Genomic DNA, 25,752 nt, shown 5'->3' on the forward strand with positions numbered 1-25,752 from the left:
TCTGACAACCAGGGGGACCACGTGGTGGAGACCACACTCACCGTAAATGGACTAGACCATCAGGTCAATGGTTCAGACCAAACGGCCCAGTGGACGAGTCCGGCATTCCTTGACAGGCATATGCCCGCCGGAGCACATTTCCAGGGTGATGCAGACTTTCGACGTCCTCGCCGAACCCCGTCGCCGGACGATCCTCGACCTGCTCCGCGACGGCGAACGCTCCGTCGGCGAGCTCGTCGAGGAGCTCGAGCTGAGCCAGCCCGCGGTGTCCAAGCACCTGCGGGTGCTGCGTGAGGCCGGGCTCGTGACGGTGCGGGTCGCGGCGCAGCGACGCTGTTACGCGCTGCGCCCGGACCCGCTGGCCGAGGTCGACGCCTGGCTCGCGCCCTACCGCCGCTTCTGGGACGGCCGCCTCGACGCGCTGGAACGCCGGCTGAACGAGACGGACCCCGCCTGAGGTACCCGCGCGGACGACACGCGTACTCAGGCGGACGACTCGCGTACCTGGCTGGACGACACAGCGGTGCTCCGGCCGGCTGCGGCGTGTCGTCCGTCCACGTACGCGTGTCGTCCGGGCGGGTACGCGTGTCGTCCGGTCCTAATCGGCAGGCTCGAAGGTGATTCCCGCGGCCGCCGCGCGGCGCTCGCCCCACTCGTACAGGGCCGTCAGGGCCGGGCGGAGCTCCTCCCCCACCGCCGTCAGGTGGTACTCGACGTGCGGGACGCGGCCGTCGAACTCCTCGCGGCGGACGATGCCGTCGGCGGCCAGCTCGCGCAGCTGCTGGGTCAGCATCTTCTCGCTGATCCCCGGCATCCGGCGGCGCAGCTCGCCGTAGCGGTGGGCGCCCTCCTTGAGGTGGGCCAGGATCACCGGCTTCCACTTGCCACCGATGAGGTCGAGCGCCAGCTCCGTCGCGCAGTGGTAGCGCTTCATCCCGTTCCTCCCCCGCACCGGAAAGTAAGTGGTTGCCCGGCCGGGCCGCCGCTGGTTGCCTTGCCGGGTGATCGTGCCAGAAGACCCGCCCGCCACGCCGACCCTCTACGAGTGGGCCGGCGGCCACGAAGCCCTCGTGAAGCTGCTCACGATCTTCTACGGCCACGTCCTCGAAGACCCGCTGCTCGAGCCGGTCTTCCGGGACATGGACCCGCGGCACGCCGAGCACGTCGCGGTCTGGCTCGGCGAGGTCTTCGGCGGGCCGGCCGACTATTCCGGCAGCCACGGCGGCCACGCCCACATGATCGGCCGCCACCTCGGGCGTGGCATCACCGAGCCGCAGCGCCGCCGCTGGGTGAGCCTCCTGCTCGACGCCGCCGACGAAGCCGGCCTGCCCGGCGACCCGGAGTTCCGCGCCGCGTTCGCCGGCTACCTCGAGTGGGGCAGCCGGCTGGCCGTGCTCTTCTCGGCGCCGGGAGCCGAGCCGAACCTCCACGAACCGGTCCCGAAGTGGGACTGGCCGATGCCGCCCTGGCAGCCACCGGCGTCCTAGCCGCATAGTGAGGGCAGCCGGAAAGGAGGCTGCCCTTGATCCGGGTGGACGGCCGGACCCTGCGCTGCGCGGACGTCGTCACGGCGGCACGCACCGAGGGCCCACTGGGCATCGACGTCTCGATCGCCGCGCTGCGCGGCGCCGAGCACGCCTGGAAGCTCGCCGAAGAGCTCAGCACACGGCGGATGGTCTACGGCCGGACGACCGGCGTCGGGGCCAACAAGGACGACACGGTCGCGAGCTCGAAGGAGCACGGCCTGCGGCTGCTGCGCAGCCACGCGGGTGGCAGCGGCGAGGAGATGCCGCGCGGCCAGGTCCGCGCGATGATGCTGATCCGGCTGAACCAGCTGATGGCCGGCCGCTCGGGCATCAGCCCCGAGCTGATCGGCGCGCTCGCCGAAGCGGTCCGCACCGGTGCGCTGCCGCTGGTGCACCGGCTCGGCGCGATCGGCACCGGCGACCTCGCGCCGCTGGCCGAGGCGGCGCTCGCGCTCACCGGCGAACGCTCGTGGGTCGACGGGCACGTGCCCCCGGTGCCGGTGCACGCCGGGGACGCGCTGGCGTTCATGAGCAGCAACGCCGCGACGCTCGCCGAAGCGACCCTCGCGGCGATGCGGCTGGACACGCTGACCCGCGCGAGCCACGCGATCGCGGCGCTGACGTACGTCGCGCTCGACGGCAACCCCGAGGCGTACGCGACGCCGGTGCACGAAGCGCGGCCGCACGCCGGCCAGGTCGCGTGCGCGGCGGAGATGCGGCGGCTGCTGGGCATGCACCAGACGCCGAAACCGGGACGGCGCATCCAGGACCCGTTCGGGCTGCGGGCGTTCCCGCAGGTGCAGGGCCCGGCGCTGGACGCGATCCACTACCTGCGCGACGTGCTCGCCGTGGAAATCAACGCCAGCACCGAAAACCCGATGATCTCGACGGTGCACGGGGACGCCTACCACCACGCGCACTTCCACACGGCGTACGTCTCGACGGCGCTGGACCAGGCCCGCGCGACCGTGCACCAGGTGGCAGAGCTGTCGGTGGCGCGCCTGGGCGACCTCGTAGAGCCGGAGTTCACCGGGCTGCGGCCGTTCCTCGCGGCGGGCCCGGCGGGCAGCTCCGGCGTGATGATCCTGGAGTACGTGGCACACGACGCGCTCACGGAGCTGCGGCAGGCGGCGCTCCCGGCGACGCTCGGCACGGCCGTGGTGTCCCGCGGCATCGAGGACCATGCGAGCTTCTCGACGCAGGCGGCACGCGCGGCGACCGCGGCTTGCACGGCGTACCAGCAGGTGCTGGCGTGCGAGCTGGTCGCGGCGGTCCGCGCGCTGCGGATGCGCGACGCGGACCTGGTCGACCTCCCGGTGCGCGACGCCTTCGAAGCGGCGTCGGCGGTGCTCGACCTCAGCGTCGACGACCGGCCGCTGACCGACGACATCGCCGCCGCGGTCGGCGTCCTGGACTCACTCGCCCGGATCTGACGCCGACCGCGGAGACGGGAACCTCAGCCGAAGAAGACTTCGGCTTCCTGGTAACGCTCGACCGGGACCGTCTTCAGCTCGGCCGTCGCCTCGGACAGCTTCACGCGGACGATGTCGGTGCCCTTCAGGGCGACCATGACGCCGAAGTCGCCGTCGGCGACCGCGTCCACGGCGTGCAGGCCGAAGCGGGTCGCGAGCACGCGGTCGTAGGCCGTCGGGGTGCCGCCGCGCTGGACGTGGCCCAGCACGACCGCGCGGGACTCCTTGCCGGTGCGGTGGGCGATCTCGTCGGCCAGCCAGGTGCCGATGCCGCCGAGGCGGACGTGCCCGAAGGCGTCCTTCTCGCCGGTGAGCAGCTTCTCCTCGCCGCCCTCGGGCAGCGCGCCCTCGGCCACGACGATGATCGGCGCGAACTCCTTCTCGAAGCGGCGCTCGACCCAGGAGACGACCTGGTCGACGTTGAAGTGCCGCTCCGGCACCAGGATCACGCTCGCGCCGCCGGCCAGGCCGGAGTGCAGCGCGATCCAGCCGGCGTGCCGGCCCATGACCTCGACGACCAGCGCGCGGTGGTGCGACTCGGCGGTGGTGTGCAGCCGGTCGATCGCCTCGGTCGCGATGGAGACCGCGGTGTCGAAGCCGAAGGTGTAGTCGGTGGCGCCCAAATCGTTGTCGATCGTCTTGGGCACGCCCACGACGCCGACGCCGTCGTCGGTGAGGCGCTTCGCGACGCCGAGGGTGTCCTCCCCGCCGATCGCCACGAGGGCGTCGACACCCTGGTCGGCGAGCACCTGCTTGATCTTGTCGACGCCGCCGTCGACCTTGTACGGGTTGGTGCGCGAGGACCGCAGGATGGTGCCGCCCCGGGTCAGGATGTCCTCGACGTCGTTCAGGCCGAGCGGGCGGCTGTCGCCGGTCAGGGGGCCGTTCCAGCCGTTGCGGAAGCCCACGAAGTCCCAGCCGTGCACCTCGACGCCCTTGCGCACCACGGCGCGGATCACCGCGTTGAGCCCCGGGCAGTCGCCGCCGCCGGTCAGCACACCGACACGCATGAGAAGCCTCCGTCTGTTCTCTGGAGATGACAGTCACAGTTCGTCGAGCGCCAGCGTAGCGGCTTTCGTCTGGATCGGTGCAGCCCGTACCACCTGCCGAATCGGTCCGGCTCCGGGTTGTGCTAACTTGGGGCTGTGCAGCGCTATTACTGGTTTACGAAGCCGGCCCCGGGTGGGCTCGGCGGCGTGAACCTGCGCTGACGTCCACCCCCGAGCCGGATTCGTGAACCGGCTCGGCGAGGGTCCCCCGCGCGGGTCGGTGTCCATCAGGAAGGAACACCCCCGCCATGACGCTCTCCGCCGGTCCAGCGACCACCATCGGTGACCTGGACGCCGCGCGCACCACGTCGATCAGCCCGCTCATCTCCCCCGCGATGCTGCGCGAGGACCATCCGGCCGACGCCGGGGTCGCGAAGGTCGTGCGGCACGGCCGCGCCGACACCGTCGACATCCTCGAAGGCCGCGACGACCGCCTCCTCGTCGTGGTCGGCCCGTGCTCGGTCCACGACCCGGAAGCCGCCCTCGACTACGCCCGCCGGCTGGCCGCGAAGGCCGACGACCTGCGCGGCGAACTGCACATCGTGATGCGCGTGTACTTCGAGAAACCGCGCACCACGCTGGGCTGGAAGGGCCTAATCAACGACCCGGACCTCGACGGCACCTTCGCCGTCAACAAGGGCCTGCGGATGGCGCGGAAGCTGCTGCTCGACGTCTCCGCGCTCGGCCTGCCGGTGGGTTGTGAGTTCCTCGACCCGATCACGCCGCAGTTCATCTCCGACGTCGTGACGTGGGGCTCGATCGGCGCGCGCACCGCGGCGAGCCAGGTGCACCGCCAGCTGTGCAGCGCGCTGTCGATGCCGGTGGGGATCAAGAACTCCACCGAGGGCGACGTCCAGGTGGCGGTCGACGCGACCCGCGCGGCCGCGGCCAGCCACGTGTTCCCCGGCATCAACACCGACGGCCTCGCGGCCCTGCTGACGACGTCCGGCAACCCGGACTGCCACGTGATCCTCCGCGGCCACAACGCCGGCCCGAACTACGACGCGGCGACGGTGGCGGACACCCTGGCACGGCTGGCCAAGTCGGGGCTGCCGGAGCGGGTGATCATCGACGCTTCGCACGGCAACAGCGGCAAGGACCACGTCCGGCAGGCCGGGGTGGTGCGGGAGCTGGCTTCGCGCATCGGCGAGGGCGAGCGCGGGATCGTGGGGCTGATGATGGAGAGCTTCCTGGCGGCGGGGCGCCAGGACCTGGACCTGGGGCACAGCGAGAAGCTGACGTACGGGCAGTCGATCACGGACGCCTGCCTGGCTTGGGACGACACGGCACCGCTGCTGGACGAGCTGGCCGGGGCGGTCCGGGCGCGCCGCTGACGGCGGTCCCGCTCAGCGGCGGCGGAAGTACTCCTCGATGACTTCCCACCGGGCCAGGTTGTGCTTCGCGTCCGCCAGAGCGTCGTGCTGGTCGGTGGGGGCCGCCGGGAGCTTCGGCTTCCCGGCGTCCTCCCACCGCTGGCGCAGGTCGCGCGTGAAGCGCGGCAGCTGCCGCGGCAACGCCGGCATCGGGCCCCACAGCTGGGCCAGCGCGACGTGGTCGTAGGCCGCGAACCAGGCCCACAGCTCGATGCCGCCCGGGGGCTTGCCGAAGAACTCCAGCAGCCCCGCGCGGATCTTCTCGCGGCTCTGCCACGCCGGGTCCGCCGGGGACGGCAGCTTGTCCAGGACGTTGTCACGCACCCACGGCCCGGCCTTGGCCGGGTCGAAATCGGTCGAGACCGCGTAGAACTCGCGGCCCTGTTCGTCAACGACACCGATCGACACCAGGTCGATCGTCACGCCGTCCTCGATGAACTCGGTGTCGTAGAAGAAACGCACCGGTGAACCCTAGTGGGTCAGCCGACCTTCGAGTCCGGCACCCGGGCCGCGTCCCGCGAGGACGGCTGCGCAGGCACCTTCGGCTTCGCGCCGGACGCCTCCGCGGCGAGCAGTTCCTTCGCCTTCGCCGCGTAGATGTCGACGTACTCCTGGCCGGAGAGCTCCATGAGCGCGTACATGATCTCGTCGGTGATCGACCGCTCGATGAAGCGGTCGCCCGCGAGCCCCTCGTACCGCGAAAAGTCGAGCGGCTTGCCGAAGCGGACCTCGAGGCGGCGCGGCCACCACATCTTGGAGCCGATCGGGTTGACCTTGTCCGTGCCGATCATCGCCACCGGGACGACCACGCCGCCGGAGTCGAGCGCGATCCGGGCGACGCCGGTCTTGCCCTTGTACAGGCGGCCGTCCGGGGAGCGGGTGCCCTCGGGGTAGATGCCGAGCAGGTGGCCGGCCTTGACCAGGCGGGTCGCGGTGTCGAGCGCGGCCTGGGCGGCGTTGCCGCCGGAGCGGTCGATCGGGAACTGGCCGACGCCGGTGAAGAACCACTTCTTGAGCAGGCCCTTGAAGCCGGGCTCGGTGAAGTACTCGGACTTGGCCGGGAAGGTCACCTTGCGCTTGACGCGCAGCGGCATGAAGAACGAGTCCGCGACCGCCAGGTGGTTGCCGGCCAGGATCGCGCCCCCGGTCTCGGGGATGTTTTCCGCGCCGACGACCTTCGTCGGCCACAGCGTCTTGAGCAGCGGACCGATGAACACCCACTTCATGAGCCAGTACAGCACCGGTGCCTCAGTCCTCCATCGCAGCTGTAGCCCCTGTCACCCGCGTCGGCCAGCCTACGAACCCCGGGGCCCGCCGCACAACGGCGGCCACCCGGTTACCACTCGGTCAGCGATCGATCTCACAGCGAATTCCCGGTCCGGGCGGAGCCCCACAAGGCCCGTCGGCCGTGAGAGCATGGACAGATCCACCGCTCACACGGAAGGCGATCGCATGGGCGTGCTCGCCGGCGCGGAACCGTTCGGCCACACCGGTTCGGCCGACACCGGGTTCCTGCTCTGCCACGGGTTCACCGGGACCCCGGCGAGCATGCGGGCCTGGGGTGACCACCTGGCCGGGGCCGGGTTCACCGTGCGCTGCCCGCTGCTGCCGGGTCACGGCACCCGCTGGCCGGACCTCAACCGCACGACGTGGGAAGACTGGTACGGCGCCGTCCGCGAAGCGCTCCTCGAGCTGCTCTCGACGTGCAAGACCGTCTTCGTCGGCGGCCTCTCGATGGGCGGCACGCTCACCCTGCGCCTCGCCGAGGAGTTCGGCGACCGGATCGCCGGGATCGTCCTGGTCAACCCGTCGGTGACGCGGCTGAAGTGGGACACGAAGCTGCTGCCGGTGCTGGGGAAGATCGTGCCGTCGGTGCCGGCGATCGCGAACGACATCAAGAAGCCGGGCGAGACGGAGCTGGCCTACCCGCGGACGCCGGTGCGCGCCGCGGCGAGCCTGGCGAAGCTGTGGGCCGTCGTGCGCGCCGACCTGGGCAAGGTGACGCAGCCGGTGCTGCTGCTGCACTCGTCGGTCGACCACGTCGTCGAGCCGGTGAACTCGCAGCTGGTGCTGCAGGGTGTCGCCAGCACCGACGTCACCGAGGTCGTGCTGGAGAACAGCTACCACGTGGCGACCCAGGACAACGACGCCGAGGTGATCTTCACGCGCAGCGTCGAGTTCGCCAAGGCGCACGCCGGACAGCCGGAGGAGACCGCATGAGCCGGGGGAAGGACGGGCCGGAGGACGTCGACGCGACGTTCGCCGAGATCGTCGCCGACCTGCGGGCCGGCGGGTTCGGGCTGCCCGAGCTGGACACCGCGGACACGGCGGACACCGCCGACGCGGCGGACACCGCCGACGCCGCGGGCCCGGGGACCGAGTCGCGCAAGACGCCGGACCGGCCGGCCGAGCCGCCCGCGGCCGAGAGCCCGCCGGAGACCGGCTGGCGGTCCGGGGGCACGACGTGGGACGCCACGATGTTCTCCGACGACCCGGCCGACGACGACGAGCACTACGTCCCGCCGGAGCCGCCGCCGTTGCCGCGGCCGAAGATGGGCGCGTTCCTCATCCTGCTGCTGTTCCTGGCCGGGCTGTTCCTGCTGATCGTGCCCGGGGCGATCGGCGTCGGCCCGACGGTCGCGACGCCGCTGGGCATCCTCGCGCTGGCGACGGCGATCGCGCTGCTGCTGCTCCGCGTCCGCCAAGGTCCGCCGCCCGGCGCCGACCCGAGCAACGGCGCCCAGGTCTGACCGGTCGGCGATGAACATCGAGTTCAGTCCTTCGCGGCGGTCGACCGTCGGCGCGGAGTGGGAGCTCGGCCTCGTGGACCGCCGCAGCGGCGAGCTGTCCTCGGTGGCCGGGCAGGTCCTCGAGGCGGTGCGCCCGGACGGCGCGGCCGAGCACCCGAAGATCAAGCAGGAGCTGCTGCTCAACACCATCGAGGTGATCACCGGCGTCTGCGACACGATCGCCGAGGCGAAGGCCGACCTGAACGACTCCCTCGACGTCCTGCACAGCGTCGCCGACCCGCTCGGCGTGGAGATGTTCTCGGCCGGGACACACCCGTTCTCCAACTGGTACCAGCAGAAGGTCACCGACAAGGAGCGGTACGCGAAGCTGATCGACCGCACCCAGTGGTGGGGCCGGCAGATGCTGATCTACGGCGTCCACGTGCACGTCGGGGTCGACCACCGCGACAAGGTGCTGCCGATCCTCGACGCGCTGCTCAACTACGCACCGCACCTGCAGGCGCTCTCGGCGTCGTCGCCGTACTGGGGCGCGGAGGACACCGGGTACGCGTCGAACCGGGCGCTGATGTTCCAGCAGCTGCCGACGGCCGGGCTGCCGTTCCAGTTCCGGAAGTGGGCCGAGCTGGAGAGCTACGTCGACGACATGTTCACCACCGGCGTGATCGACCACTTCTCGGAGATCCGCTGGGACATCCGGCCGGCCCCGCACCTGGGCACGATCGAGATGCGGGTCTGCGACGGCCTGCCGACGCTGGAGGAGGTCGGCGCGATCGCGGCGCTGACGCAGTGCCTGGTGGACGACTTCAGCGAGCGCCTCGACGACGGCGAGATCCTGCCGACGCTCCCGCCCTGGCACGTCCAGGAGAACAAGTGGCGCGCGGCCCGCTACGGCACCGACGCGATCATCATCCTGGACGCGGCCGGGCGCGAGCGCCTGGTCACCGACGACATCGCCGACCTGCTCGACCGCCTGGAGCCGGTGGCGCGGCGCCTGGACTGCGTCGCCGAGCTGCGCGACGTCGAGACGATCCTGGAGTACGGCCCGAGCTACCGGCGGCAGCGGGCGGTGGCGCAGCAGCACAAGGGCAGCCTGAAGGCCGTGATGGCGTCCCTGGTCGCCGAGATGCGCGACGGCATCTCGAAGGACTAGAGCTCGTCGAGCTGGCTACGCAGCGTGCCGGGGCCGAGAATCGACGCACCGAGGGCCTCGACCCGGCCCCGCAGCTCACGGTCGGCCGTCGCGACGAGCACCCGGCCCTTCTGCTCCCCGACGACCTCGACGATCTTCGAGTCCCCATCGGCGTCCGCGGCGACAACCTCGACCCCGGGCACGGACTCGACGTGCTTGGCCTTGCCCTCGACAACCAGGACGACGCGCGGCCACCAGGTGACGGCCGGGTCATCCGGGTCCGGTACGCCGGCCTCGGCGAGTTTCACGAGCTGGTCACGCAGGCGTTCGGCGGCCCCGTGCCGATCCCGCCACCAGCCATCCGGCCGCGAGCCGACGACGTTGGCCGAGTCGACGACAAAAACGAGCTCCTCCCCCACGCGGTCACGCAGGCGCGGCCACGCGGCGGCGAAGTCGCGGTGCAGCCGGTAGGAGGGGACGTCGTCGGGATCCACCCAGCGCACCTCCGCACTTTCGGTGTTGGCAACCCGCGCCTCGGCCCCATCGGCCAGGGCGAGGACGGTGGTGTAGCTCCAGTCCCCATGGTCCACCGCGGAGGCGGAGACCGCTCGGAAGGCATCAGCGGGAACGGAGGCTTCTTCGAAGGCTTCACGCGCGGCGGCGGTCACGGCGGTCTCACCGGCTTCGATGGCCCCGCCAGGCAGCGCCCAGGTCCGGCCGTGGTGCACCCACCAGGCACGGCGCTGCAGGAGAACACCCCGAGCAGGATCGAAGAGCAGCAACCCGGCGGCGCCGTAGCGCCCCCAGTGGAGATGCCCGCAGGAGCACCGGACAAAGACGCTCGCGGACGGCTGGCTCACGGCTCCAGCGTTTCACAGTCGACCCCGAATCACCGCTCCCTCGGAAGTGAGGGCTCACTTCCGAGGGACCGGGAAAGCCACGGCAGCAGCCGGACCGGAAGACGGCAGGCACCCACACCCCCCGCAACCCCGATCCGAAGCCAGAACACGGCCGGCGACGCCGGGTCAAGGCATCTTTCCCGCCTTGACGCGGTGCCGCCGGCCGTAGTCACAATCGGGCTTCGGGGTGGCGGGAAAGACCGGAAGAGCCAGCTGCCGGAAACAGATCGGCCGCCATCCACAAGCGGTCAAACCGGAGTCTTCGCCGCTTCCAGCGCCAACGCAGCCGCACCGACAATCGCCGTGTCATCACCCAGGTGAGCAGTCCTGATCCGAGCCAACGGCCGATGCCGAGCCCCGGTGATAGCCCCCGCGTAATGCTCCCGAGCCTCATCCAAAAACAACGGCGCCGACTCCGAAACACCCCCGCCGATCACGATGATCTCCGGGTCGAAAACATCCGCCACCAGAGCCAGGCCCTCACCGAGCCACTTGGCCAGCTCCGCCATCGCCAGCTGGGCAATCGGATCACCGTCGCGAGCAGCTCCCGCCACGCGCCGTCCCGTCACCGAGCCCGGGTCACCCGCAACCTGCGGGGCCAGCACCGTCGACCGCCCCGGGTGCCGCGCGAGCAGCTCCACCGCCGTCGCCGCCAGCGCCGTCCCGCTGCAATAACGCTCCCAGCAGCCGTACTTGCCGCATGGGCACGGCCGCCCTCCGCGGACCACAGTCAAATGTCCCAGCTCCGGCGCCACGCCGTACGCACCGCGGAACAGCTTGCCGTCCAGCAACAGACCCGCGCCGATACCCGTCCCCAGCGCCACCAGCGCCGCCACGTGGGCGCCGCGGGCCGCGCCGAAGCGGTGCTCACCCACCATCGCCGCGTTGACGTCGTGCTCCAGCAGCACCGGCAGGCCGACCCGCTTCTCGATCCGGTCCGCGACCGGCGCGCCGCGCCAGGCCAGGTGCGGCGCGAACATCACCGACCGGCGGTCGCGCGCCACGAACCCGGCCACGGCCAGGCCGACGCCCGCCACCTCGTGCCGGTTGCGCAGGTCCTCGACCACACCCGCGATGGCGTCCTCGAGGGCGCCTTCCTCGCTCGGCGTCGCGACCCGCGCCGTGTCGAGCAGGGAGCCGCGCTCGTCCACCACGCCGGCCCGGACACTCGTCCCGCCGACGTCCACCCCTATCGTCCGCACTCAGCTCTCCCGATCCGGCCGCCACTCGTCCCGTCTGCGGACGGTGATGTGCTGCACCCGCGGCGACGCCGCCGAAGCGTCCGCCGGCGGCCGCGGCGCGGGCCGGAACCCGGGCATGTGCACACCCTCGTCCGGCTCCCAGCGGTCCGCGAGCACCGCGCGCAGCAGGGCGACCAGCTGCGCGAGCTGCTCGACCAGCCGGGCGGCCAGCTCGGGGCGCTCACCTCGCACAACGGCGACGATCGCACACAGCGGGCACCAGCCGCACGCCGAGCCGTCCGCGTTCGCCTGGTCAGGGTCACCGTGCCCGGCGGCGAGGACGCCCTCCAGCCACGGCGCCGCCTTCTCCACGACCAGCTCGGCGAGCAGGCGGATCTCCTCCGCGAGCCGCGGCCCGTGTTCGTCTTCGCTCACCCGCGTCCCCGGTTCCCGGCCAGGCTCACCAGCAGGCCGTCGGCGTCGGATTCCGCGCCGGTGATCCGGCACGGCCGCAGCGCCTCCGGCAGGGCGATGAGCCTGCGGAAGCCGTCCACGGTGATCGCCAGGTCGTCGTCGACGCGGGCGAGGTCGACCTCGGCGTCCCGGCCCAGCGGGATCGCGACGCGCAGGGTGTACCCGCCGGCCGCCGGCCGCACGCGCAGCAGCGGGGTGACGGGGGTCCCGTCGCCGGCGAGGGGGTCGCCGTCGCGGTACAGCTCGGCGGCGATCTCCAGCAGCGCGGGCAGCCCGACCGGCTCGACGGCGCGGTGCTCGACCCGGGCGACCCGGGTGAACCCGGCCGCGGTGAGCTCGGCCAGCACGGCGTCCTGCTGGGTCCGGCGCGTGCGCAGCCACGACGCCGCGCCGCCGCGCCAGAACCCGGGCGCGGGCATCAGCCGGTTGGCGACCAGGCCGTCGACGGCGATGCCGCGCAGGGCGAGCGAGCTGAGCGTGCGCCGCGCCTCGGCGACCACCACGCGCTCGGGGGTCAGCACCAGCCGGACGGTGGTCACCGACGGCTCGGTGAGCAGCGCGCGCAAGCCGTCGAGGTGGGTGCCGAGGCGGCGCACGGACTCGCTGACGCGGCGGTTGAACAGCCGGGTCAGGTACCCGGAGACGGCTTCGGGCAGGGCGAGCAGCCGCAGCGTCTCGGCCGTCGGCCCGCAGTCGACGACGATGGTCTCCCACGGCCCGTCCTCGGCCAGCCGCCGGACCTCGGTGAGCGCGAGCAGCTCGTCGACGCCGGGGAGGACGGTCAGCTCTTCGGCGTCCAAGGTGTCGAGTCCCGCGCCGGACAGCACGGTCTGCAGCTCGGCCCGCAGCCGGTGCCAGGTGGTGTCCACCAAGGTCCGCGAATCGATCTGCGTCGCGGACAGCAGATCGTCCACTTCGGACGGTTCGGCGCCGAGGGTGTGGCCGAAGGCGTCGCCGAGCGAGTGCGCCGGGTCGGTGGACACGACGAGGGTCTTCCTGCCGCGGGCGGCCAGGGCGGCGCCGGTCGCCGCGGCCAGCGTGGTCTTCCCGACACCCCCCTTGCCGGTGAACAGCAGGATCCGCACCCGGTTACCCCTCGGCCCGCTTCTTGAGCTCCTTGAGCGCGGTGTCCATGACCATCTTCTCGGCCTTGCGGCGCAGCAGGCCGATCATCGGCAGCGCCAGCTCGACCGACAGCGTGTAGGTGACGCGGGTGCGGCCGCCGAGGTCCTCCAGGGCGTACCGGCCGTTCTGCGCCTTCTGCATCTGGCCCTTGACCAGGTGCCAGCTGACGCCGAGGCCGTCGCCGTCCCAGTCGTAGGAGAGGGTGTAGACGTCCTTGATCGGGCCCGCGTCGAGGGTCAGCTTGACCTGCTTGGCCCGCCCGTCACCATCGGTGTCGAGGACCTCGGCCTGCTGGACCGCCTTGGCCCATTCCGGGTAGGCGGGGAAGTCGGCGATCACGGCCATCACCCGCGTGGGCTCGGCGTCGACCTCGATGGACTGTGTGGACTGCTCGGCCATGGGACGAAGCGTAGCCGCCGCGGTCGGTCACCAGCGCAGCACGTAGGGCTGCCCGGTCTCCTTGAAGTGACCCACGTTACGGCACTCGGTCAGCCCGACCCGGGCGCGCGCGGACAGCGGCTGGTGCACGTGCCCGAACACCGACCAGCGCGGGCGCTGCTCCCGGATCAGCTCCAGCAGCGCCGTGGAGCCGATCTCGTTGCGCCGCGCGACGACGTCGTAGGTCAGCTCCGGCAGCGCGGGCGGGCCGTGCGTGCAGAGCACGTCGACGTCGGTGAGCGCGGCCACCCCGCGGTCGTAGTCCTCACGATCCCGCAGGTAGGGACGCCAGGCGGCGCCTTTGCGGCGGCGCGGGACGACCCCGTCCGGCAGCAGCGCGCCGCCGACGAACCCGAAGCGGAGACCGCCGAACTCGGTCACCTCGCCGTCCAGGACGCGGATGCCCTCGCCGGTGAACTCGGGCCACATCGCCGGGGTGTCGACGTTGCCGGGCGTGGCGTAGGTGGGCGCGGTCATCGCCGCGAAGAGCGTCGCGTACTGGGCGCGGATGGCCTCGTCGACCGCAGCGGCCGGGTCGTCGAGGCTCGCCCAGAGCGTCCGCGAGTAGGCAACGGTTTCGTCACGGGTGCCCTCACGGCGCAGCCGGGCGAACTCGCCGACCTTTTCGGCGCCGAACAGCGCGCCCATGATGCCCTTGTCGTGCTCCCGGTAGTCGACGAAGTCGAGCAGGTCGCCGAGCACGACCAGCGCGTCGGCCCCGTCCCCCGCCCGCTTCAGCGCGTCGGCGTTGCCGTGCACGTCCGAGACGACGTGTACCCGCACCCAGCTTCCCCTTAGCCCTCGCCCCGAGGAGGAACGCCGGGCTCACGCCCGTCCTCCAGGATCTCCTTCAGCCCGAGTGCGATCGCCTTCGCCGCGCGGGCCCGCCGGTCGAACTCCCGGCGCAGGTCGCGCGGCGCCAGCGCCCGGGGCGTCCCGGCCGCGTCGGCGGGGGTCGCCCGCAGGAAGTAGTGCAGCAGGGTGCCGTCGAGCACCGGCTCGAGCCACACCTCCATCGTACCGACGAGCGCACCCCGCACGGTCCAGCGCAGGCCCTTCTCGCCCCGGTCGGTGTAGACCTCGAGGACCAGGTCGGGCCAGTAGCGCCGCCAGGACGCCGGTGCGGCGAAGACCGCGGCCACGGTGGCCGGCGGAACGGCGAGGAACGTCTCGTCGACGATGTCGAGTGAGGGTGGCGCGTTCACGTGCGAAGAATGTCACGCCCTCGCCGTGCGACGGCGATCAGCATGGTCTTAAGGTGCTCACCACGCTAAGTTGACTGGCGGGTAACAGCGGTGTCGCCTGCCGCACGCGTTGAACACGGAGGTCCACGTGCGCGAATACAGCGCTCCCGCCGGGAAGCCGGTGGCCGACGACGAAAACATGTCCGACGTCGTCTGGGCGAACGCCGAGCGGTTCTCCGACGTGGTGAGCTTCCGCCGCCAGGTCGAGGGCAGCTGGCTGGACGTGACCGCCAAGGAGTTCGCCGGCGAGGTGCTGGCCGTCGCCAAGGGCATGGCCCAGGCCGGGATCGGCCGCGGCGACCGCGTCGCGATCATGTCGAAGACCCGCTACGAGTGGACGCTGATCGACTTCGCGATCTGGGCGGCCGGCGCGGTGACGGTCCCGATCTACGACACCTCGTCCCCCGAACAGGTGCACTGGATCCTCTCCGACTCGGCCGCGAAGGCCGTGTTCGTCGAGACGAACGGCCACGCGGCCGCGGTCGACGAGGTCCGGAGCCGGCTCACCGACCTGGACCACACCTGGCAGATCGAGGGGGACTCCCCCGCCGTCGAGGAGCTGGCCGCGCTGGGCGCCAGGCTGTCCGACGACGAGCTGCACGAGCGCCGCCGCGAGGTCGTCGCCGACGAGCTGGCCACGATCGTCTACACCTCGGGCACCACCGGCCGCCCCAAGGGCGTCGAGCTGACCCACCGCAACCTGCTGGCCGAGATCCGCGCCGACATCGAGGCGTTCCCGCAGCTGATGGAGCAGGGCAACTCGCTGCTGTGCTTCCTGCCGCTGGCGCACGTGCTGGCCCGCGCGATCGCCGTCACCGCGCTCACCGCCCGGGTCACCCTCGGGCACACGCCGGACGTCAAGAACCTGGTCGCCGACCTGGGCACCTTCCGGCCGACGTTCGTCGTCGCGGTGCCGCGGGTGTTCGAGAAGGTCTACAACTCGGCGAAGCAGAAGGCCCACGGCGACGGCAAGGGCAAGATCTTCGACGCCGCCGAAGCCGTCGCGGTCGCCTACAGCGAGGCGCAGGACAAGGGCGGCGCCGGTGTCGCGCTGAAGCTGAAGCACCTGGCGTTCGACAAGCTCGTCTACGGCAAGCTGCGCGCGGCCCTCGGCGGCCGTTGTGTGGCGGCGGTGTCCGGCGGCGCTCCCCTGGGCGCGCGGCTGGCGCACTTCTTCCGCGGCATCGGCGTCCCGGTGTTCGAGGGCTACGGCCTCACCGAGACGTCCGCGGCGGCGAACGTCAACACCCAGACGGCGTTCCGCGTCGGCACGGTCGGCAAGCCGGTCAACGGCACGTCGGTCCGCATCGCCGACGACGGCGAGGTCATGCTCAAGGGCGACGTCGTCTTCCGGGCGTACTACAACAACCCGCAGGCGACGGCCGAGTCGCTCACCGACGGCTGGTTCCACACCGGCGACCTCGGCGAGCTGGACGTCGACGGCTTCCTCAAGATCACCGGCCGCAAGAAGGAGATCATCGTGACGGCGGGCGGCAAGAACGTCGCCCCGTCCGGCCTCGAGGACACGATCAAGGCGGCCCCGTTGGTGAGCCAGGCGATGGTGGTCGGCGACCAGCGCCCGTTCATCGCCGCGCTGGTGACGGTGGACGAGGAGTACTTCCCGTCCTGGAAGTCCCAGCACAACAAGCCGGCGGCGGCCACGGTCGCCGACCTGGCCACCGACGCCGACCTGCTCGCGGAGATCCAGGCGGCGGTCGACGAGGCGAACAAGCAGGTGTCCAAGGCCGAGGCGATCAAGAAGTTCACCGTGCTGGCCAACGACTTCACCGAAGCCGGCGGCGAGATCACGCCGAGCCTCAAGCTGAAGCGCAACGTGGTCACGAAGATCTACGCGAACGACATCGAAGGCCTGTACAAGAAGTAGTCATTCGAGCCGCTGGGCCGCGACGAAGTCGCGGTACCAGCGGAAACTCGCCCGCGGTGTGCGGGCCTGCGTCGCGTAGTCCACGTGCACCAGGCCGAACCGGTGCTTGTACCCGTGGGCCCACTCGAAGTTGTCGAGCAGGGACCAGCAGAAGTACCCCCGCAGGTCGACCCCCGCCGCCGCGGCCGTGCGCGCCGCCTCGATGTGCTCGCTCAGGAACGAGATGCGCTCGTAGTCGGCGAAGTCGCTCCGGTCGGCGTACACGCAGCCGTTCTCGGTGACGTACATCGGGGGCAGGCCCGGGTAGCGGTTGTGCAGCCCGACCAGGGCTTCGGTGAGCCCCTCGGGCTCGACCGGCCAGCCCATGCCCGTGCGCGGGACGTCCGGCACGCGCGTCGTGTCGACGCCGATGTCGGCCACCGTGCGGCGGGCCGGGACGGGCTCGCGGTGCGGCGCGTCCGCGACGTGCAGCCGGTAGTAGTAGTTGACGCCCAGGTAGTCCAGGGGCTGCCCGATCGTCGCCAGGTCGCCGTCGTGGCGGAACGAGAAGTCCGTGACGCCGTCGAACATCGCCGCCAGGCCCGGCGCGTAGCGGCCGCCGAACAGCGGGTCGGTGAACTGGCGCCGCAGCAGCGTGTCCTGGCGGGCGGCCGCGGCGGCGTCGGCGGCCGAGTCCGTGACCGGCACCGCGGGCGACTGGTTGAGCACGATCCCGAACTGGTGCTGCGGTGGTGCTTGCGCCCGCATCGCCTGGACCGCCAAGCCGTGGCCGAGCAGCAGGTGGTGGGCGGCGGCGAGCGCGCCGTGCCCTTCCCGCGCGCCCGGCGCGTGCCGTCCTTCGCCGTACCCCGCGACCGCACACGGGTACGGCTCGTTCAGCGTTGTCCAGTGGTCGACGACGTCGCCGAGCTCGGCGTGCACCAGCGCGGCGTAGTCGGCGAACCGGGCCGCCGTGTCGCGCGACCGCCAGCCGCCGTTGTCCTCCAGCGCCTGCGGGAGGTCCCAGTGGTAGAGCGTGAGGAACGGCTCGATCCCGTGCTCCCGCAGGGCTTCGACGAGCTTCCGGTAGAAGCCGATCCCCTTCGGAACCGCGTTGCCGCGGCCGGACGGCTGGATCCGCGGCCAGGACACCGAGAACCGGTAGGAGTCGACGCCGAGCGCGGCGAGCAGGGCGACGTCGCGCGGCCAGCGGTGGTAGTGGTCGGCCGCCGGCTCGCCGGTGTCACCCCCGGCCACCGCGCCGGGGACCGCCGCGAAGGTGTCCCAAATGGACGGTCCACGGCCGTCGGCGCCGGTCGCGCCCTCGATCTGGAACGCCGAGGTCGCGACGCCCCAGCGGAAGCCGGGCGGGAAGCTGGAAGTCACGATGAGCTCCGGGAGGTCAGCCCTTGAGCGCGCCCTGCATGATGCCGCCGACGATCTGGCGGCCGAACAGCAGGAACACAAGGAGGACAGGGACGGTGCCGATGGTGGCGGCGGTGAGCACGAGGGTGTAGTCGGTGGTGTATCCGCTGGCCAAAGTGGACAGTGCGGTCTGGACGGTCGGGTTCTCCGGCACCAGCACGACCAGCGGCCAGAAGAAGTCGTTCCACGCCTGCATGAACGTGAACAGCCCGAGCACCGCCGCGGCCGGGCGGGCGGCCGGCAGCGCGACGTGCCAGAAGAGCCGCAGCGAGTTGCAGCCGTCCATCCGCCCGGCTTCCAGGAGCTCCAGCGGCAGCGCGCGTTCGAAGTACTGGCGCATGAAGAACACGCCGAACGCGGTCACCAGCCCGGGCACGATGACCGCCTGCAGCTGCCCGGCCCAGCCGAAGTCGGCCATCATCATGTAGAGCGGCACGACCCCCAGCTCGGTCGGGATCGCCTGGGTGGCGATGACGACGAGCAGCAGCACGGTCCGGCCGCGGAAGCGCAGCTTGGCGAAGGCGAACCCGGCGAGCGTCGAGAACAGCACCACGGACACCGTGATCGTGCCCGCGACGATCATCGAGTTCCCCAGCGCCAGCGCGAACTCCGACTCGTCGAAGACCCGGGCGATGTTCTCGAACAAGTGCCCGCCGGGCACGAGCACCGGCGGCACGCTGCCGACGGCTTCCGTCGTCTGCGAAGCCACGACGAACGACCAGTACACGGGGAACGCCGAGCCGGCCAGGATCGCGATCAGCGCGGCGTAGGTCCACGGGCTCGTGGCCCGCCGGACCAGCCGCCGCGCCCGGCCGGGCGGGCTCGGTGCCGCGGCGGGTGCCGAGGTCAGCACGGTGGTCATGTCCGCTCCTCAGTCGGTTTGGATGCGCCGGGTCACCAGGTACGACAGGCCCGCGACGAGCATCGTGACGACGGCCAGCACCAGCGCGATCGCCGAGCTGTACCCGAAGTCGTACTTGGTGAAGCCCTGCTCGTAGAGGTAGAGCGCGGCGGTCTGGAACTGCCGGTCCGAGCCGCCGGTGGCCGCGGCGGTGCCGGGGTTGAACAGCAGCGGCTCGGCGAGCAGCCGCATGTTCCCGGTCGTCGCGATCACCGTCGAGAAGATGATCTGCGGCCGCAGCAACGGCACGGTGATCCGCCAGAACTGCTGCCACCCGCGGGCACCGTCGAGGGTCGCGGCCTCGTACATGCTCGACGGGATCGCCTGCATCGACGCCAGGAAGATCAGCGCGTGGTAACCGGTCCAGCGCCACACCACCATCGCCGCGATGGCGGTGTGGGAGCTGGCCGTGCCCGCCTGCCAGTCGACGTGCCCGCCGCCGAACCAGCTCAAGACCCAGTTCACCAGGCCGAAGTCCCGGCCGAACAGCTGCGCGAAGATGATCGTCACCGCCGCCACCGAGGTGATGTTCGGCAGGATCATCCCCATCCGGAACAGCGTCCGCCCGCGCAGCCGGCGGTTGAGCAGGTGCGCGATGCCGAGCGCGAACAGGATCTGCGGGATCGTGGTCAGCAGCCACAGGCTGACCGTGTTCCCCATCGCGTTCCAGAAGTACGCGTCGTGGAACAGCAGCTGGTCGTAGTTGCCGAACCCGATGAACGTCGCACCATCGGCGTCGAGCAGGTTGCGCTTCTGCAGCGACACGAAAGCCGTGTAGAGCAGCGGGAACAGCCCGAAGACGCCGAAGATCAGGAAGTACGGGCTGATGAAGCCGAACGGCGACAGCTTGACGTCCCACTTGTGCCGCCGGTCGGCGAAAGTCAGTGCCATTACTTGATCTTCGCCACGTCACCGACCAGCTGCTGCCAGGCCGCCGCGCCGTCCTGCTTGCCCTGCTCGACGCGCTGCATCGCGTTGCCGAACTCGGTCTGGACGTCGCCCGCCTTGGGGCCCTGGTACTGCGGGTTCAGCTTCTTGGCGGCGTCGGTGAAGAGCTTGCCGACGGGCGCGTTGTTGAAGAACGGGTTGGTGTAGCCGGTGATCTTCGGGTCGTCGTAGAGCGACGGCGTCGACGGGAGCAGGCCCTGGCTGGTGAAGACCTTCGCCTGCTGCTCGGGCGCGGTCAGCCACGCGGCGAGGTCGGCGGCTTCCTTGGTGTGCTTGCCCTGCTTGGGGACGGTCAGGTACGAGCCGCCCCAGTTGCCACCGCCGCCGGGCACGCTCGCGACGTCCCACTTGCCCGAGGTGTCCGGCGCCTGGTCCTTGATCTTGGTCATCATCCAGGCGGGGCAGGTCACGGTGGCGAACTGGCCCTGGGTGAACCCGGTGTTCCAGGTCGGGGTGCTGTAGAGCAGGCCCGCGGAGAGGTTCGCCTTGACGGCGTCGACGACCTGGTCCCAGCCGGCCCGCAGCGCCGGGTTGCTCGCGACGACGAGTTGGTCGCTCTGGTCGTAGTAGCCGACCGGCGCCTGGCCGAAGATCGCGTTGAGCACGGTCGGGCCGCCGTCCATCCACTTGACGCCGTTCGGCGCCTTGGCCTGGAAGCGCTTACCCGCGTCGAAGAACGCCTGCCAGGTGGGCCAGAGCGCGGAGACGGCGTCGCGGTCGGCGGGTAGCCCGGCGTTCTGGAGCAGGTCACGGCGGTAGCAGATGGCCAGGCCGCCGACGTCGGTGCCGTAGCCGATCTGCTGGCCGCCCTTGCCCAGCGAGGCCGCCCACTTCCAGCCCAGCCAGCGGTCCTTGAGCTTGTCACCGCCGACGGTGTTGAGGTCGACGAACTTGTCCGGTGTCGCCTTGAACTGGGCGACGTACCCGGTGTCGATGGCTTCGATGTCCGCGGCGCCGCCGCCGGTGGCCAGGTGGGCAGCGAGGTTCTTGTGGTGGTCGGAGTAGGACGCGGTCCGCTCGGTGATCTCGATGTCCGGGTGGGCCGCCTGGTACTCCTTGATCAGGTCGGTGTAACCGAAATTGCCGAAGAGGCCGAGGCTGAGCTTGACCTTTCCGCCCCCGCCGGCGTCGCTGCTGCCGCAGGCGCTCAGCGCGGTGACCGCGGCCAGGCCGGCGCACACCACGCCGGCGATCAGGCGGATCCGGCGGGTTGTCGTTTTCGGGCGCATGAGATCTCCGTTGTTCTGCGGGCCGATCGGAAAACGCGGGACCCATGAGAGCGCTCCCAGGCCTGGTTCGTCAAGTAACGAAAAAGTAACTTACTGGCGGATTTCCGCAGACAGAGATCATGTGCTACAGATGTAACCGGTTACAGCCCAGGAGGTCACCATGGTCACGGCCCGCGAAATCGCCCAGCTCTGCGGGGTCTCGGTCGCGACCGTGTCCCGGGTGTTCAACCGCCCCGCGACGGTCAGCGCGGCCACGCGTGAACACGTCGAGCGGGTCGCCCGGGAGCTCGACTTCTCGCCGAACGAGTCGGCGCGGGCGCTGTCCCGGCAGCAGTCGGCGATGGTCGGGCTGGTCTGGGACACCGACCACCGGCGGCCCGGCTGGCGGCACCCGTTCCTCCAGGACCTGTTGCTGGGCCTCAAGTCCGCGCTCAGCTCGCACGGGTACCACCTGCTCCTGCTCGCCACGAGCGACGACGCCCGCGACCGCAACCCCGGCGTGTCGCTGGCCGACCCGGTCGCCTACATCGGCATGACCCGGCGGCACCACCTGGTCGGGCTGGTGCTGATCGACAGCGGGACCGACGCCGAGGCGTTCACCACGTTCGCCCAGTCCGGGCTGCCGTGCGTCGCGGTGGACGTGGCGCTGTCGGGGCCGCGGGCGACCTACGTGACGTCGGACAACGCGGCGGGCGCGGCGGAAGCCGTCCGGCACCTGGCCGCACTCGACCACCAGCGCATCGCGACGATCACCGGCCCCCGCGGCAACACCCCCGCCGCCGCCCGCGCCGAGGGATACCGGCGTGGCCTGGCCGAAGCGGGCCTGCCGGCACGGGAGGACTACGTGGTCACCGGCGACTTCTACCGCGAAAGCGGGTTTGTCGGCATGCGCCGGCTGCTGGCCCGCAAGGACCCGCCGACGGCGGTGTTCGCGGCCAGCGACGAGATGGCGGTCGGCGCCCTGCTGGCGGCCCGCGCGGCCGGCCTGCGGGTGCCGGCGGACCTGGCGGTGGTGGGCTTCGACGACATCGAGGTGGCGTCGCTGGTCGACCCGGCGCTGACGACGGTGGCCCAGGACAAACCGGGCTTCGGCACGGCGGCGGCGGGCGCACTGCTCGCGATGATCGAAACCGGGACGGCGCCGGACCCGGTGCACCTGCCGACGAAACTGGTGGTCCGCGACTCGTGCGGCACCTAGCCGGTGATCTTCGTGTCCCAGTCGATGTGGTGCGAGTAGAGCCAGCCGCGTTCTTCGCCGACGTCGCCACCGGCGCTCGCCTTCACGAGCTTCTCGACCCGCTCGCGCCGCAACCCTTCGTACGCCGCGAAAGCCGTCTTCGGATCCGGCAGGTCGCGCAGGCACTGCGCGAGGACCACGCTGTCCTCCAAGGCCATCGACGCGCCCTGCCCGGCGGCCGGGGACGCGGCGTGCGCGGCGTCGCCGGTCAGGACCATCTCGGGGGTCGACCAGATCCGCGTCTCGGGGACGTCGTAGGAGTGCCCGCCGAACACTTCGTCGCCCGTGGCGGCGATGATTTCCGCGCAGGGCAACGCGTTGTCGTCGGCGAACGTCGTGTGCGCGAACTCGCGCCAGCCGGCCGGGGTGACGGCCGCGGTCTCCTCGCGGGAGCGCTCGGCGTCCGGGATGCGGGCGAACCAGAACGTGGCGCCGTCCGGGTCGGTCGTGAACCCGAAGGCCGCCTTGCTGCCGCGGACCATCCGGTAGATCCCCGGCGCCGACGGCAGGCCCGCAGCGCGCGTGTAGCCGTAGACGACGGTCAGCCCGGTGTAGCGCGGTTCGTCCGCCGCCGGGTCGATCAGCCGCCGGACGACCGAGCGCAGGCCGTCGGCGCCGACCAGCACGTCTCCGGTCTCGGTGGTGCCGTCGGCGAACTCCGCGATGACTCCGCCGGCCCCGGTCCGAGCGTCCACCAGGCGCTTGCCGCGCTTCAGCGGGACACCGCGGCGCGTGGCTTCGTCCTGCAGGACGCGGTAGAGCGTGGCGCGGGTCAGGGTGCGTGGGCCGTCGAGGCCTTCGGTGTCGAACTCACGCCGTCCGACGGTTTCCCCGGTCGGCACCACCAGCTCGACGCCGTACGCGGCGAACGAGGCGTCGATCACCGGCCGGTCGGCGCCGATCGCGCGCAGGGCGTCCATGCCGTTGTGCATGATCGTGAGGAACGCGCCGATGTCGTCCCCGCCGGCCGGGTAGGTCTCGAAGACCACCGGATCATGTCCGGCGAGCTTCGCCGCCATCGCCGTGACCGTGCCGGAAATCCCGCCACCCGCGACCAGTACTCGCACCGTGCTCCCCCTCGTGGACTCCGCGTGCCGCCGATTACGACGTTACCGTGACGGCGGCACGCGGCGCTCACTCCTTGGCGCCACTGGCGGCGATGTCGCCGTTGAGGCCCCGGGGGTAGAAGCCGCCCGAGTTCACCTTGTCCGGGTTGAGGTAGGCGATGTTGAGCACGCGGTCGGCCGAACGCCCGAACGCGATGCCGTTGGCGTCCGCCGGGACGAGGTTGGCCTTGCCGTCCTTGAGCACGCCTTCGTCGTCGTCGGCCTTGCCGTCGAGGCTGTCGCGGGCGTCGGAGATCTTGTTCGTGACGTCGCCGAGGCCGCGTTCGAACAGCTGCCCGCGCACGATGCCCGCGTGGTAGGCCTCGACCGCGAGGATGCCCGCCGCCGCGTCGAGGAACGTCTTGTTGTTCACCAGCGGCGCCGCGCCCTTGTAGGCGGACACGCCGACGTCCTCGAAGAGGAACGCGGCGAGCAGGAAGTTGTTCTCGCTCGCGAACGGGTCGAAGGTCTGGCCTTCCTTGATCACGCCCGCGGCCTGCATGGCGGCGGTGAAGCTGTTCTGGAAGTCGATCTCCGGCTGCGCGACGGCGGCTTTGTCGAGCGCCTTGCGCAGGAAGGTGACGTGGGCGACCTCGTCGCCGGCGATCTCCTGGACGATCTGCTTGGTGTGCTCGCTCTTGAACTTCACGGCGTGCCCGCCGGAGACCTTGCCCAGGTTGCCGACGCCGTTGACGTACTTCTCGTTCAGCCCGTAGCCGTAGACGGCGAACGAGTACAGGTTCGCCTCGAGGTACTCCAGGTTGAGCGCGAAGTTCAGCACCGCGGCGTCGCTGGCGGCGGCGTCCTGCGCGTTCTGCTCCGGGTACTGCGAAGTCGCGCCCGCCGAGCCGAGGCCCAGCGAAAGCGCGGTTCCGAGCGCGCCGGCACCCGCGACGCCGAGCCCCGCCGCTCCCGCAGCCTTGAGGAAGCGGCGGCGGTCGGTCGCGTTCTCCGCGCTGCGCTCGACGAGCTGCTGTGTGTAGCGTTTTCCGAACACCGGGGGACGTCCTCTCGTGACGAGTTCGTCCACCTCACCCACCGGTCATACGTACCCGGACGGCCCCCGGCTCGGTCAAATCGGGAAAAAGTTCTCGCCGATTCTGTTTGCGCAGGTCAGGAGCGCTGCGCGGCGGCGAGCCGCACGCAGACGGCCAGCGCCCGGACGGCCGCTTCGACGTCGGCGAGCTTCGGGAAGGTCGGCGCGATGCGGATGACGGCGTCGGCGGGGTCGTTCCCGTGCGGGTGGGTCGCCCCGGCGGGGGTCAGCGCGACACCGGCCTCCTTCGCCAGCCGCACGACCTCCTTCGCGGTGCCCTGGGGCACGGTCAGCGAGATGAAGTACCCGCCGGTCGGCTTGGTCCAGGACGCCAGGTCGGACAGCTCCTCGGTGAGGATGCGGTCGACGGCCGCGAACTTCGGCCCGATGACCTCGGCGTGCTTGCGCATGTGCGCGCGGACGCCGTCGGAGTCCTTGAGGAAGGCGGCGTGGCGCAGCTGGTTGACCTTGTCCGGGCCGATGGTGCGCTTGCCGATGTTGCCGGTCCACCAGGCGAGGTTGGCCTCGGACGCGCCGAAGAAGCCCACACCGGCGCCGGCGTAGGTGATCTTCGAGGTCGAGCCGAAGACGAAGACGCGGTCGGCGTGGCCGGCCTCGGTGGCCAGCGCGAGCACGTCGGCCAGCGCCGGCTCGGCGTCGGTCAGGTGGTGCACGGCGTAGGCGTTGTCCCAGAAGATCCGGAAGTCGGGCGCCGCGGTGGTCATGGTGGCGAGCCGCCGCACGACGTCGTCACTGAACGTGACTCCGGTGGGGTTGCTGTACTTCGGCACGCACCAGATGCCCTTGACGGCGGGGTCTTCGGCGACCAGCGTCTCGACGGCGTCCATGTCGGGGCCCTCGTCGGTCATCGCGACCGGGACCAGCTCGATGCCGAACCGCTCGGTGAGCGCGAAGTGCCGGTCGTATCCCGGGACGGGAGCGAGGAACTTCACGTGCGGCTCGTCGGCCCACCGGCGCTCGGCCCCGGGCAGCTTGCTCAGCAGCGCCTGCACCACGGCGTCGTGCATCAGCTCGAGGCTGGAGTTGCCGGCGGCCAGCAGCTGCTCGGCCGGAACCTGCAGCGGCCCGGCGAAGATGCGACGCAGCTCCGGCAGGCCCTTGAGGCCACCGTAGTTGCGGACGTCGGTGCCGTCCTCGGCCTTGAAGGCGCCCTCGCCGGGGAGGGTCAGCAGGCCGTTCGCGAGGTCGAGCTGCTCCGGGGAGGGCTTGCCGCGGGTGATGTCGAGGGAGAGGCCGCGGTCGACCAGGGCCGCGTAGTCGCGGCGGGCCGAGTCGACGTCGACGGAAGCAGTGGTCATGGCGTTTACGCTAAACCCGGCGTCGAT

At 71.3% G+C, this 25,752-nt stretch carries 27 protein-coding genes; 9 read left to right on the plus strand and 18 right to left on the minus strand.

What is annotated here, in order from left to right; all coding sequences use genetic code 11:
* The first annotated feature begins 148 nt into the window (after nt 1-148).
* Entirely contained in the window at nt 149-457 is a 309-nt protein-coding gene (locus ACZ63E_RS22235; protein WP_465338107.1) for an ArsR/SmtB family transcription factor, read from the plus strand.
* Between the two features lie 141 nt (nt 458-598).
* Here the strand turns inward: ACZ63E_RS22235 and ACZ63E_RS22240 are convergent, their stop codons facing one another.
* Nucleotides 599-934: a winged helix-turn-helix transcriptional regulator gene (locus ACZ63E_RS22240; protein WP_465338016.1), complete on the minus strand. Its 336-nt coding sequence runs from the start codon at nt 932-934 to the stop codon at nt 599-601.
* Nucleotides 935-1,001: 67 nt separating this feature from the next.
* On the opposite strand from ACZ63E_RS22240, the gene ACZ63E_RS22245 reads away from it, so the two are divergent.
* Nucleotides 1,002-1,487, plus strand: a complete 486-nt coding sequence (locus ACZ63E_RS22245; protein WP_465338017.1) for a group II truncated hemoglobin — start codon at nt 1,002-1,004, stop codon at nt 1,485-1,487.
* Nucleotides 1,488-1,522: 35 nt separating this feature from the next.
* Nucleotides 1,523-2,959, plus strand: coding sequence for an aromatic amino acid ammonia-lyase (locus ACZ63E_RS22250; RefSeq protein WP_465338018.1), 1,437 nt, complete (start codon nt 1,523-1,525; stop codon nt 2,957-2,959).
* A gap of 23 nt (nt 2,960-2,982) precedes the next feature.
* Here ACZ63E_RS22250 and ACZ63E_RS22255 read toward each other — a convergent pair whose 3' ends face one another.
* Nucleotides 2,983-4,008 carry a 6-phosphofructokinase gene (locus ACZ63E_RS22255; protein ID WP_465307674.1) on the minus strand — a complete coding sequence of 342 codons (1,026 nt, stop codon included), beginning with the start codon at nt 4,006-4,008 and terminating at the stop codon, nt 2,983-2,985.
* Between the two features lie 287 nt (nt 4,009-4,295).
* Between ACZ63E_RS22255 and ACZ63E_RS22260 the strand changes: the two genes are divergently transcribed.
* Nucleotides 4,296-5,381, plus strand: a complete 1,086-nt coding sequence (locus ACZ63E_RS22260) for a 3-deoxy-7-phosphoheptulonate synthase (protein WP_465307676.1) — start codon at nt 4,296-4,298, stop codon at nt 5,379-5,381.
* Nucleotides 5,382-5,393: 12 nt separating this feature from the next.
* Here the strand turns inward: ACZ63E_RS22260 and ACZ63E_RS22265 are convergent, their stop codons facing one another.
* Both ACZ63E_RS22265 and ACZ63E_RS22270 read right to left on the minus strand, forming a co-directional pair.
* Nucleotides 5,394-5,882, minus strand: a complete 489-nt coding sequence (locus ACZ63E_RS22265; protein ID WP_465307678.1) for a polyadenylate-specific 3'-exoribonuclease AS — start codon at nt 5,880-5,882, stop codon at nt 5,394-5,396.
* Between the two features lie 17 nt (nt 5,883-5,899).
* Complete coding sequence (locus tag ACZ63E_RS22270; protein WP_465338019.1) at nt 5,900-6,661, minus strand: lysophospholipid acyltransferase family protein; 762 nt, start codon at nt 6,659-6,661, stop codon at nt 5,900-5,902.
* A gap of 211 nt (nt 6,662-6,872) precedes the next feature.
* Between ACZ63E_RS22270 and ACZ63E_RS22275 the strand changes: the two genes are divergently transcribed.
* Genes ACZ63E_RS22275 through ACZ63E_RS22285 form a run of 3 tightly spaced genes read left to right on the plus strand, consistent with a single transcriptional unit; the run spans nt 6,873 to nt 9,320 of the window.
* Nucleotides 6,873-7,640, plus strand: a complete 768-nt coding sequence (locus ACZ63E_RS22275) for an alpha/beta hydrolase (RefSeq protein WP_465307682.1) — start codon at nt 6,873-6,875, stop codon at nt 7,638-7,640.
* Complete coding sequence (locus tag ACZ63E_RS22280) at nt 7,637-8,170, plus strand: hypothetical protein (RefSeq protein WP_465338020.1); 534 nt, start codon at nt 7,637-7,639, stop codon at nt 8,168-8,170. The genes ACZ63E_RS22275 and ACZ63E_RS22280 overlap by 4 nt, the downstream gene beginning before the upstream one ends.
* Nucleotides 8,171-8,180: 10 nt before the next feature.
* Nucleotides 8,181-9,320 (plus strand): glutamate--cysteine ligase, encoded by a 1,140-nt coding sequence (locus tag ACZ63E_RS22285; protein ID WP_465338021.1) that lies wholly within the window; start codon nt 8,181-8,183, stop codon nt 9,318-9,320.
* Here the strand turns inward: ACZ63E_RS22285 and ACZ63E_RS22290 are convergent.
* The 7 genes from ACZ63E_RS22290 to ACZ63E_RS22320 form a co-directional block, all read right to left on the minus strand.
* Nucleotides 9,317-10,159 carry an NUDIX domain-containing protein gene (locus ACZ63E_RS22290; RefSeq protein WP_465338022.1) on the minus strand — a complete coding sequence of 281 codons (843 nt, stop codon included), beginning with the start codon at nt 10,157-10,159 and terminating at the stop codon, nt 9,317-9,319. The two genes, ACZ63E_RS22285 and ACZ63E_RS22290, sit on opposite strands and share 4 nt — an antisense overlap.
* Before the next feature lie 287 nt (nt 10,160-10,446).
* Nucleotides 10,447-11,385 carry an ROK family protein gene (locus tag ACZ63E_RS22295; RefSeq protein ID WP_400893338.1) on the minus strand — a complete coding sequence of 313 codons (939 nt, stop codon included), beginning with the start codon at nt 11,383-11,385 and terminating at the stop codon, nt 10,447-10,449.
* 15 nt (nt 11,386-11,400) lie between these two features.
* Nucleotides 11,401-11,814, minus strand: coding sequence for a hypothetical protein (locus ACZ63E_RS22300; protein WP_465338023.1), 414 nt, complete (start codon nt 11,812-11,814; stop codon nt 11,401-11,403).
* Nucleotides 11,811-12,938 carry an ArsA family ATPase gene (locus ACZ63E_RS22305; RefSeq protein ID WP_465338024.1) on the minus strand — a complete coding sequence of 376 codons (1,128 nt, stop codon included), beginning with the start codon at nt 12,936-12,938 and terminating at the stop codon, nt 11,811-11,813. Before ACZ63E_RS22305 ends, ACZ63E_RS22300 begins: the two co-directional genes overlap by 4 nt.
* Before the next feature lie 4 nt (nt 12,939-12,942).
* Nucleotides 12,943-13,377 (minus strand): SRPBCC family protein, encoded by a 435-nt coding sequence (locus tag ACZ63E_RS22310; RefSeq protein WP_465307696.1) that lies wholly within the window; start codon nt 13,375-13,377, stop codon nt 12,943-12,945.
* Nucleotides 13,378-13,404: 27 nt separating this feature from the next.
* On the minus strand, nt 13,405-14,199 hold the full coding sequence (locus tag ACZ63E_RS22315; RefSeq protein ID WP_465338026.1) for a metallophosphoesterase family protein: 795 nt from the start codon (nt 14,197-14,199) through the stop codon (nt 13,405-13,407).
* 11 nt (nt 14,200-14,210) lie between these two features.
* A complete protein-coding gene (locus ACZ63E_RS22320) occupies nt 14,211-14,621 on the minus strand; it encodes a polyketide cyclase / dehydrase and lipid transport (protein WP_465338027.1) in 411 nt (136 codons plus the stop codon).
* A gap of 127 nt (nt 14,622-14,748) precedes the next feature.
* Between ACZ63E_RS22320 and ACZ63E_RS22325 the strand changes: the two genes are divergently transcribed.
* Nucleotides 14,749-16,545, plus strand: coding sequence for an AMP-dependent synthetase/ligase (locus ACZ63E_RS22325; RefSeq protein WP_465338028.1), 1,797 nt, complete (start codon nt 14,749-14,751; stop codon nt 16,543-16,545).
* Here ACZ63E_RS22325 and ACZ63E_RS22330 read toward each other — a convergent pair whose 3' ends face one another.
* From ACZ63E_RS22330 to ACZ63E_RS22345, 4 genes are read right to left on the minus strand one after another with little or no spacing between them, the layout of a single operon-like run.
* Nucleotides 16,546-17,910: a GH1 family beta-glucosidase gene (locus ACZ63E_RS22330; RefSeq protein ID WP_465338029.1), complete on the minus strand. Its 1,365-nt coding sequence runs from the start codon at nt 17,908-17,910 to the stop codon at nt 16,546-16,548. It lies immediately after the preceding gene.
* A 16-nt stretch (nt 17,911-17,926) separates the two neighbouring features.
* Entirely contained in the window at nt 17,927-18,811 is an 885-nt protein-coding gene (locus tag ACZ63E_RS22335; protein WP_465338030.1) for a carbohydrate ABC transporter permease, read from the minus strand.
* A 9-nt stretch (nt 18,812-18,820) separates the two neighbouring features.
* Nucleotides 18,821-19,741, minus strand: a complete 921-nt coding sequence (locus ACZ63E_RS22340; protein WP_465338031.1) for a carbohydrate ABC transporter permease — start codon at nt 19,739-19,741, stop codon at nt 18,821-18,823.
* The gene (locus ACZ63E_RS22345) at nt 19,741-21,027 is read right to left on the minus strand and encodes an ABC transporter substrate-binding protein (RefSeq protein ID WP_465338032.1); all 1,287 of its coding nucleotides are present in this window, start codon (nt 21,025-21,027) and stop codon (nt 19,741-19,743) included. Before ACZ63E_RS22345 ends, ACZ63E_RS22340 begins: the two co-directional genes overlap by 1 nt.
* Nucleotides 21,028-21,187: 160 nt before the next feature.
* Here ACZ63E_RS22345 and ACZ63E_RS22350 point away from each other — a divergent pair, with 160 nt between their 5' ends.
* On the plus strand, nt 21,188-22,225 hold the full coding sequence (locus ACZ63E_RS22350) for a LacI family DNA-binding transcriptional regulator (RefSeq protein ID WP_465338033.1): 1,038 nt from the start codon (nt 21,188-21,190) through the stop codon (nt 22,223-22,225).
* Here the strand turns inward: ACZ63E_RS22350 and ACZ63E_RS22355 are convergent.
* The 3 genes from ACZ63E_RS22355 to ACZ63E_RS22365 form a co-directional block, all read right to left on the minus strand.
* Nucleotides 22,222-23,331, minus strand: a complete 1,110-nt coding sequence (locus tag ACZ63E_RS22355) for an FAD-dependent monooxygenase (RefSeq protein WP_465338034.1) — start codon at nt 23,329-23,331, stop codon at nt 22,222-22,224. The two genes, ACZ63E_RS22350 and ACZ63E_RS22355, sit on opposite strands and share 4 nt — an antisense overlap.
* Nucleotides 23,332-23,398: 67 nt before the next feature.
* Nucleotides 23,399-24,367: a ferritin-like domain-containing protein gene (locus ACZ63E_RS22360; RefSeq protein WP_465338035.1), complete on the minus strand. Its 969-nt coding sequence runs from the start codon at nt 24,365-24,367 to the stop codon at nt 23,399-23,401.
* A gap of 116 nt (nt 24,368-24,483) precedes the next feature.
* On the minus strand, nt 24,484-25,725 hold the full coding sequence (locus ACZ63E_RS22365) for an aspartate aminotransferase type Ic (protein WP_465338036.1): 1,242 nt from the start codon (nt 25,723-25,725) through the stop codon (nt 24,484-24,486).
* Nucleotides 25,726-25,752: the final 27 nt, after the last annotated feature.

The organism is Amycolatopsis sp. NPDC104819 (assembly GCF_055583145.1).

Bases quoted from the DNA above. Each gene is read 5' to 3' on its own strand.
- ACZ63E_RS22335 (WP_465338030.1), bottom strand. From the start codon at position 18,811: ATGACCACCGTGCTGACCTCGGCACCCGCCGCGGCACCGAGCCCGCCC.
- ACZ63E_RS22260 (WP_465307676.1), top strand. From the start codon at position 4,296: ATGACGCTCTCCGCCGGTCCAGCGACCACCATCGGTGACCTGGACGCC.
- ACZ63E_RS22275 (WP_465307682.1), top strand. From the start codon at position 6,873: ATGGGCGTGCTCGCCGGCGCGGAACCGTTCGGCCACACCGGTTCGGCC.
- ACZ63E_RS22285 (WP_465338021.1), top strand. From the start codon at position 8,181: ATGAACATCGAGTTCAGTCCTTCGCGGCGGTCGACCGTCGGCGCGGAG.
- ACZ63E_RS22350 (WP_465338033.1), top strand. From the start codon at position 21,188: ATGGTCACGGCCCGCGAAATCGCCCAGCTCTGCGGGGTCTCGGTCGCG.
- ACZ63E_RS22240 (WP_465338016.1), bottom strand. From the start codon at position 934: ATGAAGCGCTACCACTGCGCGACGGAGCTGGCGCTCGACCTCATCGGT.
- ACZ63E_RS22280 (WP_465338020.1), top strand. From the start codon at position 7,637: ATGAGCCGGGGGAAGGACGGGCCGGAGGACGTCGACGCGACGTTCGCC.
- ACZ63E_RS22310 (WP_465307696.1), bottom strand. From the start codon at position 13,377: ATGGCCGAGCAGTCCACACAGTCCATCGAGGTCGACGCCGAGCCCACG.
- ACZ63E_RS22365 (WP_465338036.1), bottom strand. From the start codon at position 25,725: ATGACCACTGCTTCCGTCGACGTCGACTCGGCCCGCCGCGACTACGCG.
- ACZ63E_RS22345 (WP_465338032.1), bottom strand. From the start codon at position 21,027: ATGCGCCCGAAAACGACAACCCGCCGGATCCGCCTGATCGCCGGCGTG.
- ACZ63E_RS22340 (WP_465338031.1), bottom strand. From the start codon at position 19,741: ATGGCACTGACTTTCGCCGACCGGCGGCACAAGTGGGACGTCAAGCTG.
- ACZ63E_RS22235 (WP_465338107.1), top strand. From the start codon at position 149: ATGCAGACTTTCGACGTCCTCGCCGAACCCCGTCGCCGGACGATCCTC.
- ACZ63E_RS22255 (WP_465307674.1), bottom strand. From the start codon at position 4,008: ATGCGTGTCGGTGTGCTGACCGGCGGCGGCGACTGCCCGGGGCTCAAC.